Raw genomic sequence first — 18,789 nt, forward strand, 5'->3', positions numbered from 1 at the left:
GCTTCCCCTTGGCGGCTTTGTTACCTATAACGCCGCCCACTGCCGCCACACCGCCGGGATGGGAATGGCCGACGCCGCGCACAACACGATCTATGTCCTCAACGGACCCAACCTCAACCTGCTGGGCACCCGCGAGCCGGAGACCTATGGCCATGCCACCCTGGCAGACGTCGAACGGCTCTGCGTCGAGACGGCCGCGCGCTTCGGCCTGACGGCGGAGTGCCGGCAGTCGAACCATGAGGGTGTGCTCGTGGATTGCATCCATGAGGCCCGCAGCCGCGGTGCGGTCGGAATCATCCTCAATGCCGGCGCCTACTCGCATACCTCCATTGCCTTGCACGACGCGCTGATGGGGGTGAAGATCCCCACCGTCGAAGTGCACATCAGCAACATTCACGCCCGCGAGAGCTTCCGGCACCATTCTTTCACCGCGAAGGCCGCGTTTGCCTCGATCTGCGGCTTCGGCATCGACGGCTACCGGCTGGCGATCACCGGCCTCGCCGCCAAGATCGGCGCCAAAGCCGTCACGCAGACCGACATCTAGCGCAAGCCTGACGTCACAGTCCTCACGCACCCAACGTTCCGGATCAGATCATGGCGCCCCAGCCCGACGACAAGACCATCGCGAAATCCGAAGACAGCCAGCTCATTCGCGAGCTCGCAGCGCTGCTGGATGAGACCAGCCTGACCGAGATCGAGCTGGAGCGTGCCGGCCTTCGCATCCGCGTTGCCCGCAACGTGACCGTTGCGGCGGCCGTCCATTCGGCCATCGGAACAGCCGCCGCTGGCGTTCCCGTGGTCGCAGCCGCCACCGCGGCAGCCGCCGGCGCGGACTTGTCAAAACATCCCGGCGTGGTGCCCTCTCCCATGGTCGGTACCGCCTACTGGGCGCCCGAGCCCGGCGCCAAGCCGTTCGTCGAGGTCGGCTCCAAGGTGTCCGTCGGTCAGACCCTGATGATCATCGAGGCGATGAAGACGATGAACCAGATTCCGTCACCGCGCGCCGGGACGGTGACGCAGATCCTGGTCGAGGACGGCCAGCCCGTGGAGTACGGCGAGCCGCTCGTCATCATCGAATAAGCGCGACTAGCGGACGGCGAAAGCGAATGGTCCACCATTCCATGTTCGCCGCTCACTACTCGCCACTCGCGCCCGAGGCACCATGTTCGACAAGATCCTCATCGCCAATCGCGGCGAAATCGCCCTTCGCATCCTCAGGGCCTGCAAGGAGCTCGGTATCTCCACCGTCGCGGTGCATTCCACCGCCGACGCCGATGCGATGCATGTCCGCCTCGCCGACGAAAGCGTCTGCATCGGGCCGCCGCCGTCGAAGGACAGCTATCTCAACATTCCCGCCCTGCTCGCCGCCTGCGAGATCACCGGCGCCGACGCCGTGCATCCCGGCTACGGCTTCCTGTCGGAGAACGCGCGCTTCGCCGAGATTCTCGCGGACCACAATCTGCATTTCATCGGGCCGAAGGCGGAGCACATCCGCCTGATGGGCGACAAGATCGAGGCCAAGAAAACGGCCAAGCGGCTGGGCATTCCCGTCGTTCCAGGCTCGGATGGCGCTGTCACTCCGGACCACGACGCGATGGCGATCGCCAAGGAGATCGGCTTCCCGGTGCTGGTCAAGGCAGCCGCCGGCGGCGGCGGCCGCGGCATGAAGGTCGCCCACACCGAGGCCGACCTGCAGCTGGCGCTGACCACAGCGGCCAACGAGGCGAGATCGGCGTTCGGCGACGCCTCGGTCTATCTGGAGAAGTATCTGCAGAAGCCGCGTCACATCGAGATCCAGGTGCTCGGCGACGGCCGCGGCGGCGCCATCCATCTCGGCGAGCGCGACTGCTCGTTGCAGCGGCGCCATCAGAAGGTCTGGGAGGAAGGCCCCTCCCCGGTGCTTGACGCAGCGGCCCGGGCCAAGATCGGCAACACCGTCGCCAAGGCGATGCAGGAGCTGAAATATATCGGCGTCGGCACCATCGAATTCCTCTACGAGGACGGCGAATTCTATTTCATCGAGATGAATACCCGCATCCAGGTCGAGCATCCCGTCACGGAGATGATCACCGGGATCGACCTCGTGCTGGAGCAGATCCGCATCGCCGCCGGCGGCGACCTGCCGATGACCCAGGACCAGGTTGTCATCAACGGCCACTCCATCGAGTGCCGCGTCAATGCGGAAAACCCTGTCACCTTCCGGCCCTCGCCGGGCAAGATCCTGCAGTACCACCCGCCTGGCGGCCTCGGCGTCCGCATCGACTCTGCCGTCTATCAGGGCTACGTGATCCCGCCCTATTACGACTCGCTGGTTGGCAAGCTGATCGTCCACGGCAAGACCCGGGTCGAATGCCTGATGCGGCTGCGGCGCGCACTGGACGAGATGGTCGTCGACGGCATCGAGACCACGCTGCCGCTGTTCAGGGCCCTTGTCCGCGAGCCGGCCATCATCGATGGCGACTATCACATCCACTGGCTCGAACAGTACCTCGCTGGCCAGAAGGCGGAGTGAGCGGCTAACCGCAAAATTCCACTGACGCGCCGGAACCCTCCAGCCCGCACTGCGTTCTGCTCTTTCGGCGGTTCCGCTGAGGGGGCAGGTATTTCAATTGGCATGCGAGTGAGCGGTGGCGCCTGAGATTGGACAAAGGCGCACGCTGGGACAAATCCTGCTGCTGTCGGCGGGATTCCTGGTGCTGGTCGTCGTCAGCACGGCCTCGGTGCTGCTCGTCAACAAGGCCCGCAAAGACAACGCCTGGGTGGTGCACACCATCGAGGCGGAGAACCAGATCAACGCTCTGCTGCTCGAGGTCCGCCGGGCCGAGAGCGGCGCCCGCGCCTACCTGCTGACCCAGGACAATACGTTTCTGACCGATCACGACGCCGCCGTCACCGCGATCGCGCCGGTGCTCGACAAGCTCGGAACACTCGTGGCCGACAATCCTGCCCAGGTCGAGCTGCTCCGCCAGGTCCGCGCCGAAATCGACACCCGCCTCGGCCAGTTCAGGCGCGAGAAGGAGCTGGCCGCGCAGGGTGACCTCGCCGCCGCCGCCGCGCTCGTGCGGAGCGCCGCTTCCGGCAACACCAGCATCAACATCCGCGATCTCGCCAATCGCATGCGGCTGGAGGAAGAGCGGCTGTTCGTGCTGCGCACCGCCAATGCCGACCGCAGCCAGCAGCTGGCGACCGTCGTGACGGTGACTGGCTCGGCCCTGGTCGTCCTGCTCGCGATCATCTCGGTGCTCCTTGTGCGCCGCTCGGCCAGCGCGCGCGACGAGGCCGAGGCCAGGCTGCGCGAGAGCAACCTCAACCTCGAAGCCACCGTCGACGAGCGCACCGCGGACCTGCGCGAGGCCAATGAGGAGATCCAGCGCTTCGCCTATATCGTGAGCCACGACCTGCGCTCGCCGCTCGTCAACATCATGGGCTTCACCAGCGAGCTCGACGAGCTGCGCAACGACATCTTCCGGCGGATCGCGACGCTGGCGCGGGCGGCCTCCGACGCGCCGCCGCCGGCGGAAGGCGCTGAGCCCGAGCTCGAAGGCGCCGACCAGCAGCTGTCGGAGGATTTCAGCGAGGCGCTCGGCTTCATCAAATCCTCGATCGCCAAGATGGACCGGCTGATCACGGCCATCCTCAACCTGACCCGCGAGGGCCGCCGCGAGTTCGTGCCGGTGCGGATCGATACCCGCGAGCTGATCGAGGGCATCGTCTCGACGCTGGCGCATCAGGCTGCGGAAACCGACACCACCATCCGCGTGGAACCGTTGCCGGCCATCGTCAGCGACCGCCTGGCGCTGGAGCAGATCTTCTCCAACCTGATCGACAACGCCATCAAATATCTCAAGCCGGGCGTTCCCGGCGACATCGCCATTCGCGCCCGTACCAAGCTCGGTTTTGCCATCTTCGAGGTTACGGACAACGGCCGGGGGATTGATCCCAGGGATCATCAACGTATCTTTGATCTGTTCCGTCGCGCCGGGACCCAGGACCGTCCGGGTCAGGGGATTGGATTGGCGCATGTCCGCGCGCTGGTGCGTCGGCTCGGCGGAACCATGTCGGTCGCGTCGGAGCTCGACCAGGGCAGCACGTTCACCATCACGCTCCCGATCAACTGGAACGCCTCAAACCGGAACTCAGACCGATGACCATGCCCGTGACGATCATCATGATCGAGGACGACGAAGGCCACGCCCGCCTGATCGAGCGCAATATCCGCCGGTCCGGCGTCAACAACGAGATCAAGCCGTTCACCAATGGTACAGATGCCGTGAAGTATCTGCTGGGTGCTGACGGCACCGGCCTCGATCACAAGGGGCACGCATTGCTGATCCTGCTCGACCTGAACCTGCCGGACATGACCGGCATCGACATCCTCAAGATGGTCAAGCAGAACAGTTTCCTGAAGAGCGCGCCGGTGGTCATCCTCACCACGACGGATGACTCGCAGGAGATCAAGCGCTGCTACGAACTCGGCTGCAACGTCTACATCACCAAGCCGGTCAACTACGAAAGCTTCGCCAACGCCATTCGCCAACTCGGCCTGTTCTTCTCCGTCATCCAGGTTCCGCCCGCCGCATGAGCTCCGCCGCCCCCACGCTGCTCTATATCGACGACGACGCAGCGCTGGCGCGGCTGGTCGAGCGCGGGCTCAAGCGATTGGGCTTCACGGTGGAACACGCCGCCGACGGCAGCGCGGGCTTGCAGCGGCTGGAGCGCGGCGGCATCGACGTCGTGGCGCTCGACCAGTACATGCCAGGCTTCGACGGACTCGAGACGCTGGAGCGCATCATGGCGCTGCCCGAACCGCCGCCGGTGGTGTTCGTCACCGCCTCACAGGATTCCAAGATCGCGGTCACGGCCCTGAAGGCCGGCGCGGCCGACTACCTCGTCAAGGACGTGCAGGGCGAGTTCATTCCCCTGCTGCAGGTCGCGGCCGAAGGCGCGGTGCGCCAGGCCCGGCTGCAGAAGGCCCGCGACGAGGCGGAGGCGGAAGTGCGGGCGTCACGCGACCGCTACGCGGCGCTGGCGGCCGAGCGCGAGGTCCTGCTGCGCGAGGTCAATCACCGCGTCGGCAATTCGCTGCAGATCATCGCCTCGCTGCTACATCTTCAGGCCAACTCCAGCACCCAGGACGACGTCAAGGCCGCGCTCACCAATGCAATGGGCCGCGTCGCCGCCGTGGCGCAGGTGCATCGCCGCCTCTACACGTCTCAGGATCTCAAGAGCGTGCTGCTCAACCAGTATCTGGATTCGCTGCTCGACGACCTGCGCCGCTCGGCGGAGGGCAACCGGATGTCGCGGCTGACCCTGAAGGCGGAGCCGGTCGAGATCGACCCGGATCGCGCGGTCGCGATCGGCATCGTCGTCAACGAGCTGGTCATGAACGCGGTCAAATACGCCTACCCCGATGGGCCGGGCCCGATCCATGTCGAGCTGAAGCTTGCAGGTGAGGACATCGTGCTGTCGATCGCCGACAACGGCGTCGGCCTCAACGCAACCAGCGATCCGCGCTCGACCGGAATGGGCCAGCGCATCGTCAGCGCCATGGCGACCAAGCTCGACGCCACCGTCGGCCCCGATCCGAGCCATGCCGGCACCAGGATCGTGGTCCGCTTCCGCCTCGAAAAAGATGCTCCCAAGCCCGCGGCTGCCGCGGTCGGCTGAGCCGACGCAGCCGGCACGCAACCATCGCGCGCCCGGCATCGGCCTGCTATGCTGATCCCATGAATACGCGCGACTCTGCAGCGTCCGAGATTACGCCCGAGGTCCTGCTGCGTGCCTATGCCTGCGGCATCTTCCCGATGGCCGAAAGTGCCGACGACCCGACCTTGTTCTGGGTCGAGCCGGAGCTGCGCGGCGTCATTCCGCTCGACGGCTTTCGCGTCGCCTCGCGCCTTGCGCGCACGGTCCGGTCGGACGCCTTCGCCGTGACCGTGAACCAGGCGTTCAAGGCGGTGATGGATGGCTGCGCCGAGCCGCAGCCTGGCCGCGAGGACACCTGGATCAACAAGCGTATCCGCGAGCTCTACACCGGCCTCCACGCGCTTGGCCATTGCCACAGCGTCGAATGCTGGCAGGATGGCGAGCTGGTGGGCGGCCTCTACGGCGTCAGCCTGGGCCGCGCCTTCTTCGGCGAGAGCATGTTTCACCGCACCCGCGACGCCTCGAAGGTCGCGCTCGTGCATCTCGTCGCGCGGCTGATCGCCGAGGGCTTCGAGCTGCTCGACACCCAATACGTCACCGAGCACCTCAAGACCTTCGGCGCCGTTGAGATCCCGCGCCGGCGCTACACCGTGCTGCTCGAAAAGGCCCTGAGGGGGCCGGCCGCCAATTTCGCCAGGCTGGCGGTTGATCGGCCGATCTCGGGCACCGAGGCACTCGCGATCATCGCAGCGCGCGGCTGAGCGAGGTTATCTGAACACTCCGCCGAACGGTCCGCCCGCCTGGGGCGGCGGCGGTGGTGGCGGCACCTGCTGGGTCTGATTCTGCTGCGGCGGCGATGGCGGCCTGGGCGCCGCCTGCCGCTGCTGCGGCGGACGCTTTTGCGCAGGCTGCGGCGCCGCGGCCGGCTTCTGATCCGGCGCGGCGGCGCTGACGACCGTGGTCTGCGGCTCTTTGCAGTCAACCAGCCAGATGTCGTAGATCGGGTGCTCGACGCCGTGCAGACCGGGGCTGGCCGCGAACATCCAGCCCGAGAAGATGCGCTTCACCTCGCCCTGCAAGGTGATCTCGTCGACCTGCACGAACGCGTCGGTGTTGGCGGCCTCGGTGGCTGGCCTCGTGTAGCAGGCGTCGGTCTTTACCCGGAGCGCCCCGAACTGCACGGTCTCGCCGATATCCTCGTCGAAATTGATGATGCGGCCGGTGATCTTGTCGAGCCCGGAGAAGCTCGCCTTCTTGTTGACGATCTTCTGCGCCGGCGGTTCGGTCACGACCTCGTCGCCCGGCTGGATGGTGGCCGGGGTCTGCGGTACCGCGCCGTTCGGCGGGATCGCTGCATTCTGGGGTGCGCCGCGTGGCGGTGCCTGCCGCTGACCAGGCGCAGCCCCCGGCTGGCCGGGTGGCGGCACGGCCGCGACCGGAGGATTGTTCTGTGGCAGGATCGTCGTTCCCGGCGGCGGCGCCAGCGGCTGGGATTGGACCGGACCCGGCAGGGCGGCGCCCTGCCCTGGCGGCGGACGGGTTGGCGCCGGCAGCACCCGACCCTGCGGCAGCTCCGGGATCTCCTCCTCTTCCTCGGGAGGCGGAATCGGCTCGCCACGGCGCGGAATGTTGCCCGGCGGGCGCGGAACGGGATCGGAGAAAATGGTACCGATCTGCGCGCGCGCCGGCACGGACAGCGTGAGGGATGTGGCGGCCAGCAATGCCGCGATACCGGTCAGGACGATTGTTCGGTGCATCTCGCGCGGCTTTATCAGGCGAATCGGGGTTCGGGACAATCAAATCGCGTCATGACCCATCCGCCGCTCTCGATCAGCCCTCCCGTTAACATGTCGAATACGGCGGGGGAAGGGCGAGCTGCCAGCACTCCGCGTGCTGGTCAGCCGGTTCTTCCAATGAGATAGTCGTGATCAAGAGCCGGATCGGAACCGGCGCCAAAGGGAAGGAAATCGATGTCTGATTCGATCCGTCTCGACGGCCGAGTGGCCGTCGTTACCGGCGCGGCCGGCGTCATCGGCGCCGCGACCATGCGGCTGCTGGCCGCGCGCGGGGCCCGCATCGTCGCCGTGGACCGGCGCGAGGCCGATCTCGCCGCCGCGACGGCCGCCCTGCCGGCGAGCGCCGAGGCGCTCGCCGTGGCCGCCGACGTCACCGACGAGGACCAGGTCGCGGCTTATGTGCGACAAGCGTGCGATCGGTTCGGCACCATCGACGTGTTCTTCAACAATGCCGGCATCGAAGGCGAGATCAAGCCGATCACCGCATATCCGCTGGAGGCGTTCCGTCGCGTGCTCGACGTCAACGTCGTCGGCGTCTTCCTCGGCCTCAAGCACGTGCTGCCGGTGATGCTGAAGCAGAACCGCGGCTCGATCATCAACACCGCCTCGATCGCCGGCCTGATCGGCTCGCCGCAGATCGCCGTCTACAGCGCCAGCAAGCACGCGGTCATCGGCCTGACCAAGAGCGCGTCCTGGGAGTGCACCGGCACCAATGTCCGTGTGAACTGCATCTGCCCCGGGCTGATCGAGAGCCGCATGCTGAGCGCGATCATCGAAGGGCGCAGCGGCGCCGCGGTTCCGGCCGACAAGGTGGTCGATCGCGTCCCCGCGCGCCGGCTCGGCCAGGGCGCGGAGGTCGCCTCGATCGTCGCCTTCCTCGCCTCCGACGATGCCAGCTACGTCTCCGGCGCGGCCTACACCGTCGATGGCGGCCGCACCGCCGCCTGACGTCCCTTCAACTTGACCGTCTTTTCAACCCGACAGGTTTTTGCAATGCCCGTGCAACTCGATGCCGATGCTGCTGCCGTCTACAAAGCATTTCAGGAGGCCGGCCGGCCGGCCTATGAGACGCTGACACCACAGGAGGCGCGGGACTACTATCTGGCCGCGCGCGTCGTGAGCAATCCCGAGCCGCCCGAGCTTGCGGACGTCAAGGACCTCGCCATCCCTGCCCCGCATGGCACAATCCCGGCACGGCTCTATCGACCAAGGACGGTGCGGCAGACCAACGGTCTTGCGCCGGGATTGGTGTTCTATCACGGCGGCGGCTGGGTGATCGGCAATCTGGAGTCGCATGACGTGGTCTGCCGCGCGCTGGCGCACGAAGGCGAACTGATCGTGATCTCGGTCGACTACCGCCTCGCGCCCGAGCACAAGTTTCCGGCCGCGGTCGACGACGCCGCCGCGGCCATACGATGGATCGCCGACAATGCTGCCGCGCTCGGCATCGATGCCGCCAGGCTCAGCGTCGGCGGCGATTCCGCCGGCGGCAATCTCGCCGCCGTCGTCGCGCTCTTGGCGCGTGACGGCAAGGGCCCGAAGCTCTCAGGCCAGGTGCTGATCTATCCGGCCACCGACTTTTCGATGAGCCATCCCTCGCACAGCGAGCCCGAGACCAGCGTGCTGCTGACGCATTCGGTGATCCGCTGGTTTCGCGACCATTATCTCAACAGTGCCGCCGACGTCCACGATTGGCGGGCCTCCCCGGCGAAGGCGGAAACCCTAGCCGGGCTACCGCCCGCCTATGTGCTCACGGCCGGCGCCGATCCGCTGCGCGACGAGGGCGACGACTACGCGCGCCGCTTGCGCGAGGCCGGCGTGCCGGTGACGCATCGCAACCATCCCGGCCAATTCCACGGCTTCTTCACGATGGGCAAGCTGCTCGACCAGGCCAATGTCGCCGCACGCGACATCGGCGCCTGGCTGAAGCAGCTCGACCGGCCCGGCGGCATCTGAGCGTTACCGCGCTGAGCTCAGAACGCACCGACCCGCGAGTTCGCGGGTCGTGCTCACATGCGGCCGAAGTCGTCGCGTGTGAGATCGGCTTGCTCGCGCTCGAGCAGCAGCTACATCCCGCGCAAGCCGGCCGGGACGACTGGACAGCTCACATTTCATTCCTCGCAGCAGGAGACTCCCACATGAAGACCGTGAACCTCGCCGACAAGCTGAGCCAATTCTCAGGCCATTGGGACCCGCACGTGGTCGCGGACTACAACGATAATGACGTGATGGTCGTGAAGTTCATGGGAGAATTCCCGTTCCACAAGCATGACACGACGGATGACTTCTTCCTGGTCCTGGAAGGCGAGATGGAGATGGACATTCAGGGGCAGCCGTCGCGGACGGTGAAGGCCGGCGAGTTGTTCGTCGTCCCCAAAGGGGTCGTCCACCGGCCGCGCGCGGCCAAGGAGGTCAAGGTGCTCCTGATCGAACCCAAGGGCGAACCGAACTCCGGCGACTCCGACCGGGTGCCCGCGCCCAAGCCGCGCATCTGACTCGCCGGAAGGCGTCAGACCTTCGGGCCTCGGCGAGCTTGAGATATCATTCAGAGCGGACAGGTGAGCAGGATAAACATGGAGCCAACTCTGGAGATTGCGCTGGCTTGGTTCCAGCCCGAAGAGTGGGAGGACATCAGGCGGATCTGCCCGGATCTGCACGACACTTATGAAGAATGGCTGGCCAGCGCTCAGGAGGTCATCGACACGATCGGCAGTCGCCCGGACGAGCGGATCGTGAAAGTGATCCTGACCGCGGCCGAGCTTCGGAAATGGCAACGTGCGACAGGCCGCAAAGTCGATGGCAGGGTTCGCTCACAGCTTGCCGCCAGGCGCGCGCGCAAGATCCGCAACGAGTCCCCACAGCCGGCTCCCGAGCCCCGTTCTGGCTCAGAAGGCAGTCGCTGACGCTTGTCGCCCAGTTCGCTCAGGCGGGCCACGGCAAGTTTTGAGGGCGCAACGGCCGCCCATGCAGCGGACGAAGCGGAGCATCGCCGAAATGTCCGCTGTTTTTGCGCTGCAACCGAGATAGTGTCCCGTCGCCCGCAAGGACGGCTTATGGCCGTCTGGCAGGCCCCTCCTCCGATAGGATCGCCCCGATGTTCGACCGCTTGACCCGCCAGCCCGAGGATCCCCTGCTCGCTCTGATCGGCATCTTCAAGGCTGATCCGAGAGCCGACAAGGTCGATCTCGGCGTCGGCGTGTATCGCGACGAGGCCGGCCATTCGCCGATCTTCCGCGCTGTGAAAGCTGCGGAGCGCATCATCTGGGAGAGCCAGGACAGCAAGAGCTATGTGGCGCCGGAAGGCGACCAGCTCTTCCTCGACCTGTTGTGGTCGCTCGTCGGCGGCTCCGCGCCCTCGGTCCATGCCGCAGGCGTGCAGACCCCGGGCGGCTCGGGTGCGCTCCGCCTCGCCGCCGATTTGATCCGCCAGGCCGGCACCGGCAAGATCTGGCTCGGACTGCCGACCTGGCCCAACCACGCCGGCATCTTCGCCGCGGCGGGGCTCGAGGTCGAGACCTATCCCTACTTCGACGTTCCGTCGCAGACGCTGCAGCTCGACCGCATGCTGGAGGCGCTGCAGCGCGCCGCGCCCGGCGACGCCGTCCTGATCCACGCCTCCTGTCACAACCCGACCGGCGCCCCGCTCAGCACCGAGGACTTTGCGCGCATCACCGCCGTGATGGCCGCGCGTGGCCTCGTGCCGCTGATCGACTCCGCTTATCAGGGTTTTGGCGCCGGTCTCGAGGGCGATGCCGCCGGCCTGCGGGCAATGGTCGCGGCCCTGCCCGAGGCGCTGCTGGCGGTGTCCTGCTCGAAGTCCTTCGGACTCTACCGCGAGCGGACCGGCGCGCTCTACGCCGTCGCCTCGGCACAGGCCGCAGCCGAGACCGCGCGCTCCAATCTCGTCTCCATCGCCCGCACCAGCTATTCGATGCCGCCCGACCATGGCTCGGCGATCGTCAAGACGATTCTCGACACGCCGGACCTCTATGCCGACTGGAGCAGCGAGCTCGAGACGATGCGCCAGCGCCTCGCCGCGCTGCGCCGCTCTTTTGCCGAGGCGCTCGGCGGGCGCTGGTCCAACACGATCGCGATCGGCGTCCAGGAAGGCATGTTCTCGCTGCTGCCGGTGACGCCGGCCGAGGTCATGACTTTGCGCGAAAAGCACGGCGTGTACATGCCGACCTCGGGCCGCATCAACATTGCAGGCCTGAAGCTCGCCGAGGTCGCGCGCGTTGCCGGCCTGTTCAAGTCGCTTTGAAACATCGCCTGCAAGGATCAAGGCCGTGACAGAGATCGTCGCTCAGGAGCGGCACAAGCTCTACGAGGACGCGATGGCGCTGACGCTGGGCACGCTGTTCGTGTCGCTCGGCATGCTGATCTACAGCAAGACGGTGCTGCTGGTCGGCAGCACCGCCGGTCTGTCGCTGCTGTTGAGCTACATCAGCGGCTATGGTTTCGGCGTCAGCTTCTTCCTGATCAATCTGCCGTTCTATGCGTTGGCCGTCCGGCGCATGGGCTGGCCGTTCACGATCCGCACCTTTGTCGCGGTCGGGCTCGTCGCCCTGTTCTCACGGCTGACGACGTCATGGATCGACATCAGCCATATCGATCCGATCTATGCCACCGTAATCGGCGCCGGCCTGACCGGGACCGGCCTGTTGATGCTGTTCCGGCATCGCACCGGGCTTGGCGGGATCAACATTCTGGCGCTGTATCTGCAGGAGCACTGGAAGATCCGCGCCGGCTATTTCCAGCTCGCCGTCGATTTCCTCATCATGATCGCCGCATTCTTCGTCATCCCCGTGAACCGGCTGGCGCTGTCGATCCTCGGCATCGTGATCGTCAACGTCATCATCGCGATCAACCACAAGCCGGGGCGCTATATGGCGCTGAGCTGAACGGCCGAGCTCCAAGCGCAAGGTCGATCTGCGCTCGGATAGCCCCACCGTGACACGCGCCGGATGCCGCACGAGTGCGCTGCACCTTGCCAGACGGCGCATTCCGTGGGATGAAAGCTCTGGTATGCCAGCAACCGAGGCAATGGGTTACCGCATCCGTCCGCTCCTGCCGGACGCCTGACGGAGTCGGTACGGCTGGATCGCCAACAAGAAACGCGAACGCAAAATCTGGAACCGATCTCTGGGGACGACCAAGGTATGGCACGCAACATTCTGATTCTCGGGGCCTCCTACGGCTCCCTCCTCGGCACCAAGCTGCTGATGGCCGGCCACAACGTGACGCTGGTCTGCCGCAAGAAGACAGCCGAGCTGATCAACCGCGACGGCACGGAAGTCCGCATCAAGCTGCGCGACGAGCCGGCGCATCGCTCGATCTTCTCGCGCGACCTGCCGGGCAAGCTCGACGCGGCCACGCCCGACAGCGTCGACCTGTCGCGCTACGACCTGGTCGGTCTTGCGATGCAGGAGCCGCAGTACACCAACCACACCATTCGCGTGCTGATGGTGAAGATCGCCGAGGCCAAGCTGCCGTGCCTCTCGATCATGAACATGCCGCCGCTGCCCTATCTCAAGCGCATCCCGGCGCTCGCCAACGTCGACCTCGACGAGGCCTACACCAATCCCGCGGTGTGGGAACGCTTCACGCCCCGGCTGGTCACGCTGTGCTCGCCGGATCCGCAGGCCTTCCGTCCGCCGGAGGAAGCCGCCAACGTGCTGCATGTCGGCCTGCCGACCAACTTCAAGGCCGCCGCGTTCGAGGACGAGACGCACAACGCGCTGCTCCGCGAGCTGGAGCGCGACATCGACGCGGTCAGGCTCGACGGCCAGGACGTGCCCGTGAAGCTGAAGGTGTTCGACTCGCTGTTCGTGCCGCTGGCGAAGTGGTCGATGCTGCTCACCGGCAACTATCGCTGCATCACGCGCGGCGAGCCGCAGGCGATCCGTGATGCCGTTCATGGCAATCTCGCCCAGTCGAAATCGATCTACGAGCACGTCGATGCCATCGCGCGCAAGCTCGGCGCAGATCCGAGCGACCAGGTGCCGTTCGAAAAATACGCCAAGGCGGCCGAGAGCCTGCTCAAGCCGTCGTCGGCCGCGCGCGCCGTCGCCGCGGGCGCGCCGTTCATCGAGCGCGTCGACCTTCTGGTGAAGCTGATCTCGCAGCAGCTCGGCATGCCCAATGCCGAGATCGACCAGACGGTGCAGACCGTCGACTTCAAGCTCAACGAGAAGATCGTGGTCGGCGGCTCCAGCGCGCAGTGATGAGCAGGCGCCGACATCGTCCGTAACCAGATGTGACTTTGCATGAACGCGCGGCCGACGCATGGTTCGCGCGTTCATTGAATCACAGCGTTCGGAATGAAGATGCCGTCCTTCGGGCCTCTCGCTTTTCCTCTGCAGGCCCTGAGCTGGCTCGGCAATCAGGGCACCCGCGCCATCGTCGCGGTGCTGCTGCTGGCGATCGCCGTGCCGCCGCTCGGCGAGCTGGCGCGACCCTACGTCACGCACGCGATCTTCCTGCTGCTCTGCATCTCGTTCATGCGCGTCGACGTCGCGATGCTAACAGCGCATCTGCGCCGCCCGCTGCTGGTGGTGGCCGCGACGGCCTGGACCACGATCGCCGTGCCGGCGCTGGTCGGCTCGATCGGGCGCATCACGGGCGTCGATGCCACAGCGCCCGACCTGTATCTCGCGCTGATGCTGCAGGGGACGGCCTCGCCGATGATGGCCTCGCCCGCGCTCGCCGCGCTGATGGGGCTCGACGCGACACTCGTTCTCATCACGCTGGTGACCTCGACCGCGCTGGTGCCGCTGACGGCACCGCTGTTCGCCTATGTGTTCCTGGGCGAGACGCTGTCACTGTCTCCGGCCGCGCTCGGGCTGAAGCTCGCCGCCATCCTTGCGGGCGCGCTGGCTGCGGCCGCCGCGATCCGCCTTGCCTTCGGCATCGATACGATCCGCCGCCATCGCGCGCCGATCGACGGCTTCAACGTCCTCATCCTGTTCGTGTTCGCCTCCGCCATCATGGCTCATTTCCTGGCCGACCTGGCCGCGAGCCCGTTCCGCATGCTGGGACTGGCGCTGCTCGCCTTCACCGTGTTCTTGCTGTTGCTTGGTACCACGATGCTGCTGTTTCGCGGCGCGGGCCGCGAACGCGCCATGGCGCTCGGCATGATGGTATCGCTGCGCAACATGGGGCTGATGCTGGCGGCGACCGAGGGCGCGATCCCCGGCACCACCTGGCTGTATTTCGCGATGAGCCAGTTCCCGATTCACCTTGCCCCGCAGTTGCTGCGGCCGCTCGCCGAGCGCCTGCGTCCGAAGGCGCTTCCATCTGGCGGGACCGATCACGGCTTGACCAGCCCTGCATCGGAATGAGGCAGAGCAGCAACGGCATGCGGCCGCTTCGGCATGACGCGACGGCCAGCCGCTTACTATCAAGGCCGACATGGTTGTTGCTGGCGTGCAAGGCCGGCGCTACGCTCCGTGGCTGTTGGTGCAGGAGGATTATGTGACCACGTCAGACGATCAGAAAATTTCCGAAGACCGCCGCGATGCGCTGCGCTACGCGCTCGCCATCGGCTCCGGTGCCGCGCTCGCGTCCGCCATGACGACGACGCCCGCCTCGGCGCAAGCGGCCGACAACACGCTCGACCGGGTCCGCGCCAACAAGGTGCTGCGCATCGCCGTGCTGCCGGGCGAGCTGCCCTATTTCAACAAGGACCTCGCCTCCGGCACGTGGTCGGGCTTCTCGATCGAGATGGCCAACGACATCGCCAAGCTGCTCGACGTGAAGCTCGAATATGTCGAGTCGACCTACGGCAATTCGGTGCTCGACCTGCAGGCCGGCAAGATCGATCTTGGCTTCGCGCTCAACCCGACGCCGCAGCGCGCGCTGGTCATCGACTTCTGCGGCACGGTGTTTCCGCATCCGTTCGGCGCGATGCTGAAGAAGGGGATGGAGGCCAAGACCTGGGCCGACATCAACAAGCCCGAGGTCAAGATCGCCGTCGACGTCGGCTCGGCCAACGAGGCGGTGGCGCGCCGTTTTGCGCCGAACGCGACCATCAAGTCGCTGAAGTCGCGCGACGAGGTGATGCTGGAGATGGCCTCGGGCCGCGTCGACGTCGTCGTCAACGCGCTGATCCTGGGCCTCACCGCAATCGCCAAGAACCCCAATCTCGGCACCTACAAGATCCTGCAGTCGCCCTCGGTCGCGATCCCCTCCAGCATGGGCGTGCGCCGCGAGGCCGACAAGCGCTGGCGCGACTTCCTCGCGGTGTGGATCGACTACAACCGCGGCATCGGCCAGATGCGCGAATGGTTCGTCAAGGGCCTGGGGCTGGCCGGCGTCAAGGCCGAGGACGTGCCGGTCGAGGTGAATATCTAAGCGAAGCCACGCTCTCTCCTAGCGTCATTGCGAGGAGCGCAGCGACGAAGCAATCCAGGACCGCGCGTGCCGCCCTGGATTGCTACGCTTCGCTCGCAATGACGGAGGCATTCGATGATGTATCGCCTCACGCCTTGTCGTACGTCATGCCGCGCTCGAAGCGACGGCCCAGGAGCGTCGCCGGAAACAGGATCGCGAAATAGATCAGCGCGATGATGGTGTAGACCTCGAGCGGCCGATAGGTGTCGGCGTTGATCAGCGTCGCGTTGTAGACGAGATCGGGCACCGCGATCACCGACACCAGCGAGGTGTTCTTCAACTGCGTCACCGACTGGTTGACGTAGGGCGCCAGCATCGGCTTCAGGGCCTGTGGCAGGATCACGAGCCGCATCATCCGCCACGGGCGCAGGCCGAGCGCGCGCGCCGCATCCCATTGCCCGCGCGGTACGCTCTCGATGCTGCCGCGCACGATCTCGGCATAGAACGCCCCCGCGTAGAGCGACAGCACGGTGACCGCGGCGACATGCGCCGGAATGTTGACGCCGATCACCACCGGGAACGCGTAGTAGAACCAGATGATCTGCACCAGCAGCGGGGTGCAGCGGAACAGCTCGATATAGCCGATCAGCAGCCAGTCGATCACGACCGGACGGCGCAGCCTGACGATGCCGACGACGAGCCCGATCACCGAGCCGAGCAGGATGGTGCCGAGCGTGTACGCCATGGTCCAGCCGAGCCCCAGCCAGAACAGATGGCTGTACTTGGCGAGGATGGCGAAATCCCAGGTATAGTTCATCGCAGCTCCGGCGTGACGCGGTCGCGGCCCCTCACAGATACCGGCTCGGAGCAAAGGCGGAGACGTCGAACGACGGCGTCTCGCCCGTGATCATCGCGGCAATCGCCGCGCCCGTGGCCGGCCCCGTGGTGAAGCCGATATGCTGATTGCCGAATGCAAGCCACAGGCCGGAATGGCGCGGCGCCGGCCCGATCATCGGCAGCGAATCCGGCAAGGTCGGCCGCGCGCCGCGCCATGGCTGGGCCACGGCCTCGCCGAACTCGACCACGCCGCGCGCCAGCGGGACCACCTGCTCGAGCTGGGCGAAATTCGACGGCGCATCGCGATCGGTCAGCTCGACGCCGGAGGTGACGCGCACGCCGTTCTCCATCGGCGTCATCAGGAAGCTGCCTTCGGCGTCGTGGATCGGACGGTGCAGCATGCGCGCCGGGTTGGGCGTGAACTCCTGGTGATATCCGCGCTCGAACGCCATCGGCACCCGGTAGCCGAGCGACCTGAGAATATCCGGCGACCAGGGACCGAGCGCAACCACGACATGGCGGGCGCGAATCTCGCCGTCGCCGAGCACGACACGCCAGCCGTCCCCGTCGGACAGCACCGCCCTGATCTCGGACTGCCGCAGCACGCCGCCCGCGCCCTCGAACATCCGCGCATAGGCTTTCGTCACATTGCCGGGCGAGTCGACCGACGCGGTCTGGCTGTGCAGCAGTCCCACTTTGTAGACCGGCAGCATATTGGGCTCGAGCGCGGAAATGCCCTGGCGGTCGAGCAGCTCGCTCTTGATGCCGTGTTCGGCCAGGAAAGCCTGCTCCGCCTTGGCCGCTCCGACAGCGTCGCTGCGCCACGCCTTGAGCCAGCCGGTCTCGCGGATCCGCTGCGGCTCGCCGGCGCGAACGATCCAGTCGCGATGCAGTCTCAGCGACGCACCGATCAGGCCATGCAGCGCGGTGGCGCGCGGCTTGACGCGGGACTCCACGGCATTGGCGAGAAAGCGCAGCACCCATTCGACATTGCGCAGCGTCCATGCCGGATCCCAGCGCAGCGCCGCGCTCTTGTTGCCGAGATAGGACGGCAGGGCCTTGAACAGCGAGGGCTTGTTGAGCGGAAGGATCGAACCGGAGGAGAGAATGCCGGCATTGCCGTACGATGTCTCCTCGCCCGGCGCCTTGCGGTCGACCAGCACCACCGAGAGCCCGCGCTCCCGGATGGCGTAGGCGGAGGAGACGCCGACGATCCCCGCTCCCAGCACGACCACGTCGGCTGTCTGCTGCACATGCTCCATCGTCTCTCGATCCATCTGCTGCTTACATCAGGGTCAGGCCGCCATCGACCGGCAGCACCGCACCGGTGACGTGGCCGGCGTCTTTCGACAGCAGGAAGGTCACGGCGGCGGCGATGTCGTCGGGCTCGGCGAGGCGCTGTTGCGGATTGGCCGCCGCCGCCGTCTGCCACGCGGCCGGATCGAGCGAGCCGAGCCGTCCCGCATCCTTGCGCGTATAGCCGGGCACGACGACATTCGCGGTGCCGCCGCACGCAGCCAGCTCGATGGCGAGGCATTTCACCAGCGCCTCCAGCGCCGCCTTGGCGGCGGCCGAGGCCGGGAAGGTGCCGCCCGGCACGAAGCGGTGCGCGACGAAGCTGGAGATCGCGACCGCGCGCGCATGGGTGCTCTGCACGAGGTCAGGGAGCGCGGCGCTGGCGAGCTCATGAAATGCCGCGGGCATCACTGCGAGTGAGCGGTCGAGGCCGTCGCGCGGCAGATCGCGAAAGCTGCGGCGGTCGGCAAAGCCGGCAGCATGCACCACCGCGTCGATCCGGCCGAACCGCGTGCGGGCCGCAGCCGCCAGCTCGGTGGCAACGCCCTGTCTGGCCAGATCGCCGCAATGAAACGCGGCTTCGGCGCCGGCCTCCCGGCACGCCGCGGCGACGTCCCGCAGACGCGCGAGACCTGCTTCGTCAGCCCCCTGCCCGTGCAGCATCACAGCCTGCCCCGGTGCGGCCATGCGGCGCGCCACCGCAGCGCCGATGCCGGCCCCGCTGCCGGTGATGATGGTGACACGCATCGCGCCTCGTCTACCCCTCGGTTTCGCGGGGCGGACTATAGGTCTCACACCTGCCGATGCCAACACGCGGACGGACATGCGCCGATGTCCGTCGCGCGGGACTGCCTGTTACCTCAGACGTTCGGAACCGTCCGAG

The 18,789-nt window shown here is 66.6% G+C and carries 20 protein-coding genes; 16 read left to right on the forward strand and 4 right to left on the reverse strand.

Translation table 11 applies throughout. From position 1 onward, the window contains the following. Positions 1-64: 64 nt before the first annotated feature. From aroQ to aat, 7 genes are all read left to right on the forward strand, one after another. A complete protein-coding gene (gene aroQ / locus ACQR13_RS14835) occupies positions 65-544 on the forward strand; it encodes a type II 3-dehydroquinate dehydratase (RefSeq protein WP_315712200.1) in 480 nt (159 codons plus the stop codon). Between the two features lie 50 nt (positions 545-594). Continuing rightward, complete coding sequence (accB, locus tag ACQR13_RS14840; RefSeq protein ID WP_316164755.1) at positions 595-1,080, forward strand: acetyl-CoA carboxylase biotin carboxyl carrier protein; 486 nt, start codon at positions 595-597, stop codon at positions 1,078-1,080. An 82-nt stretch (positions 1,081-1,162) separates the two neighbouring features. Further along, positions 1,163-2,512, forward strand: a complete 1,350-nt coding sequence (accC, locus tag ACQR13_RS14845; protein ID WP_315712202.1) for an acetyl-CoA carboxylase biotin carboxylase subunit — start codon at positions 1,163-1,165, stop codon at positions 2,510-2,512. Between the two features lie 115 nt (positions 2,513-2,627). Further along, positions 2,628-4,148 carry a sensor histidine kinase gene (locus tag ACQR13_RS14850; RefSeq protein WP_316184967.1) on the forward strand — a complete coding sequence of 507 codons (1,521 nt, stop codon included), beginning with the start codon at positions 2,628-2,630 and terminating at the stop codon, positions 4,146-4,148. Further along, positions 4,145-4,582, forward strand: a complete 438-nt coding sequence (locus ACQR13_RS14855) for a response regulator (RefSeq protein WP_172109443.1) — start codon at positions 4,145-4,147, stop codon at positions 4,580-4,582. Before ACQR13_RS14850 ends, ACQR13_RS14855 begins: the two co-directional genes overlap by 4 nt. Further along, a complete protein-coding gene (locus ACQR13_RS14860; protein ID WP_315712206.1) occupies positions 4,579-5,667 on the forward strand; it encodes a sensor histidine kinase in 1,089 nt (362 codons plus the stop codon). Before ACQR13_RS14855 ends, ACQR13_RS14860 begins: the two co-directional genes overlap by 4 nt. Before the next feature lie 59 nt (positions 5,668-5,726). After that, positions 5,727-6,407 carry a leucyl/phenylalanyl-tRNA--protein transferase gene (gene aat, locus ACQR13_RS14865; RefSeq protein WP_434862934.1) on the forward strand — a complete coding sequence of 227 codons (681 nt, stop codon included), beginning with the start codon at positions 5,727-5,729 and terminating at the stop codon, positions 6,405-6,407. Positions 6,408-6,413: 6 nt separating this feature from the next. On the opposite strand, the gene ACQR13_RS14870 is transcribed toward aat, so the two are convergent. Beyond that, positions 6,414-7,403, reverse strand: a complete 990-nt coding sequence (locus ACQR13_RS14870; RefSeq protein ID WP_316164753.1) for a DUF2155 domain-containing protein — start codon at positions 7,401-7,403, stop codon at positions 6,414-6,416. Positions 7,404-7,616: 213 nt separating this feature from the next. Between ACQR13_RS14870 and ACQR13_RS14875 the strand changes: the two genes are divergently transcribed. From ACQR13_RS14875 to ACQR13_RS14915, 9 genes are all read left to right on the forward strand, one after another. Next, on the forward strand, positions 7,617-8,390 hold the full coding sequence (locus tag ACQR13_RS14875; protein WP_315712210.1) for an SDR family NAD(P)-dependent oxidoreductase: 774 nt from the start codon (positions 7,617-7,619) through the stop codon (positions 8,388-8,390). Between the two features lie 45 nt (positions 8,391-8,435). Further along, a complete protein-coding gene (locus tag ACQR13_RS14880) occupies positions 8,436-9,398 on the forward strand; it encodes an alpha/beta hydrolase (protein ID WP_315712211.1) in 963 nt (320 codons plus the stop codon). Between the two features lie 182 nt (positions 9,399-9,580). Beyond that, positions 9,581-9,937 (forward strand): cupin domain-containing protein, encoded by a 357-nt coding sequence (locus ACQR13_RS14885; RefSeq protein WP_315712213.1) that lies wholly within the window; start codon positions 9,581-9,583, stop codon positions 9,935-9,937. Positions 9,938-10,015: 78 nt separating this feature from the next. Further along, complete coding sequence (locus ACQR13_RS14890; RefSeq protein ID WP_316202054.1) at positions 10,016-10,345, forward strand: hypothetical protein; 330 nt, start codon at positions 10,016-10,018, stop codon at positions 10,343-10,345. Between the two features lie 191 nt (positions 10,346-10,536). Next, complete coding sequence (locus ACQR13_RS14895; protein ID WP_434862935.1) at positions 10,537-11,703, forward strand: amino acid aminotransferase; 1,167 nt, start codon at positions 10,537-10,539, stop codon at positions 11,701-11,703. Positions 11,704-11,728: 25 nt separating this feature from the next. Beyond that, positions 11,729-12,343 (forward strand): YitT family protein, encoded by a 615-nt coding sequence (locus ACQR13_RS14900; protein ID WP_315712219.1) that lies wholly within the window; start codon positions 11,729-11,731, stop codon positions 12,341-12,343. A 258-nt stretch (positions 12,344-12,601) separates the two neighbouring features. Then, positions 12,602-13,666 carry a ketopantoate reductase family protein gene (locus ACQR13_RS14905; RefSeq protein ID WP_434862936.1) on the forward strand — a complete coding sequence of 355 codons (1,065 nt, stop codon included), beginning with the start codon at positions 12,602-12,604 and terminating at the stop codon, positions 13,664-13,666. A gap of 102 nt (positions 13,667-13,768) precedes the next feature. Next, positions 13,769-14,782 (forward strand): Na+-dependent transporter, encoded by a 1,014-nt coding sequence (locus tag ACQR13_RS14910; protein WP_315775293.1) that lies wholly within the window; start codon positions 13,769-13,771, stop codon positions 14,780-14,782. Positions 14,783-14,915: 133 nt separating this feature from the next. Continuing rightward, on the forward strand, positions 14,916-15,794 hold the full coding sequence (locus ACQR13_RS14915; protein ID WP_315737759.1) for a transporter substrate-binding domain-containing protein: 879 nt from the start codon (positions 14,916-14,918) through the stop codon (positions 15,792-15,794). A 127-nt stretch (positions 15,795-15,921) separates the two neighbouring features. On the opposite strand, the gene ACQR13_RS14920 is transcribed toward ACQR13_RS14915, so the two are convergent. The 3 genes from ACQR13_RS14920 to ACQR13_RS14930 are packed head-to-tail and all read right to left on the reverse strand — an operon-like array spanning position 15,922 to position 18,653. After that, a complete protein-coding gene (locus ACQR13_RS14920; protein WP_315712227.1) occupies positions 15,922-16,590 on the reverse strand; it encodes an amino acid ABC transporter permease in 669 nt (222 codons plus the stop codon). A 31-nt stretch (positions 16,591-16,621) separates the two neighbouring features. Further along, on the reverse strand, positions 16,622-17,872 hold the full coding sequence (locus ACQR13_RS14925) for an NAD(P)/FAD-dependent oxidoreductase (RefSeq protein ID WP_434862991.1): 1,251 nt from the start codon (positions 17,870-17,872) through the stop codon (positions 16,622-16,624). A gap of 22 nt (positions 17,873-17,894) precedes the next feature. Beyond that, positions 17,895-18,653 carry an SDR family NAD(P)-dependent oxidoreductase gene (locus tag ACQR13_RS14930; protein WP_434862937.1) on the reverse strand — a complete coding sequence of 253 codons (759 nt, stop codon included), beginning with the start codon at positions 18,651-18,653 and terminating at the stop codon, positions 17,895-17,897. Between the last annotated feature and the right edge of the window lie 136 nt (positions 18,654-18,789).

This window comes from Bradyrhizobium sp. HKCCYLRH3059 (assembly GCF_051168035.1).
Classification (GTDB): Bacteria; Pseudomonadota; Alphaproteobacteria; order Rhizobiales; family Xanthobacteraceae; genus Bradyrhizobium.

Excerpts from the sequence above, each read along its gene's own strand:
- aroQ (WP_315712200.1), top strand. The coding sequence starts at position 65 with ATGGCCGACGCCGCGCACAACACGATCTATGTCCTCAACGGACCCAAC.
- accB (WP_316164755.1), top strand. The coding sequence starts at position 595 with ATGGCGCCCCAGCCCGACGACAAGACCATCGCGAAATCCGAAGACAGC.
- accC (WP_315712202.1), top strand. The coding sequence starts at position 1,163 with ATGTTCGACAAGATCCTCATCGCCAATCGCGGCGAAATCGCCCTTCGC.
- ACQR13_RS14855 (WP_172109443.1), top strand. The coding sequence starts at position 4,145 with ATGACCATGCCCGTGACGATCATCATGATCGAGGACGACGAAGGCCAC.
- ACQR13_RS14860 (WP_315712206.1), top strand. The coding sequence starts at position 4,579 with ATGAGCTCCGCCGCCCCCACGCTGCTCTATATCGACGACGACGCAGCG.
- aat (WP_434862934.1), top strand. The coding sequence starts at position 5,727 with ATGAATACGCGCGACTCTGCAGCGTCCGAGATTACGCCCGAGGTCCTG.
- ACQR13_RS14870 (WP_316164753.1), bottom strand. The coding sequence starts at position 7,403 with ATGCACCGAACAATCGTCCTGACCGGTATCGCGGCATTGCTGGCCGCC.
- ACQR13_RS14875 (WP_315712210.1), top strand. The coding sequence starts at position 7,617 with ATGTCTGATTCGATCCGTCTCGACGGCCGAGTGGCCGTCGTTACCGGC.
- ACQR13_RS14880 (WP_315712211.1), top strand. The coding sequence starts at position 8,436 with ATGCCCGTGCAACTCGATGCCGATGCTGCTGCCGTCTACAAAGCATTT.
- ACQR13_RS14885 (WP_315712213.1), top strand. The coding sequence starts at position 9,581 with ATGAAGACCGTGAACCTCGCCGACAAGCTGAGCCAATTCTCAGGCCAT.
- ACQR13_RS14890 (WP_316202054.1), top strand. The coding sequence starts at position 10,016 with ATGGAGCCAACTCTGGAGATTGCGCTGGCTTGGTTCCAGCCCGAAGAG.
- ACQR13_RS14895 (WP_434862935.1), top strand. The coding sequence starts at position 10,537 with ATGTTCGACCGCTTGACCCGCCAGCCCGAGGATCCCCTGCTCGCTCTG.
- ACQR13_RS14905 (WP_434862936.1), top strand. The coding sequence starts at position 12,602 with ATGGCACGCAACATTCTGATTCTCGGGGCCTCCTACGGCTCCCTCCTC.
- ACQR13_RS14910 (WP_315775293.1), top strand. The coding sequence starts at position 13,769 with ATGCCGTCCTTCGGGCCTCTCGCTTTTCCTCTGCAGGCCCTGAGCTGG.
- ACQR13_RS14920 (WP_315712227.1), bottom strand. The coding sequence starts at position 16,590 with ATGAACTATACCTGGGATTTCGCCATCCTCGCCAAGTACAGCCATCTG.
- ACQR13_RS14925 (WP_434862991.1), bottom strand. The coding sequence starts at position 17,872 with ATGGAGCATGTGCAGCAGACAGCCGACGTGGTCGTGCTGGGAGCGGGG.
- ACQR13_RS14930 (WP_434862937.1), bottom strand. The coding sequence starts at position 18,653 with ATGCGTGTCACCATCATCACCGGCAGCGGGGCCGGCATCGGCGCTGCG.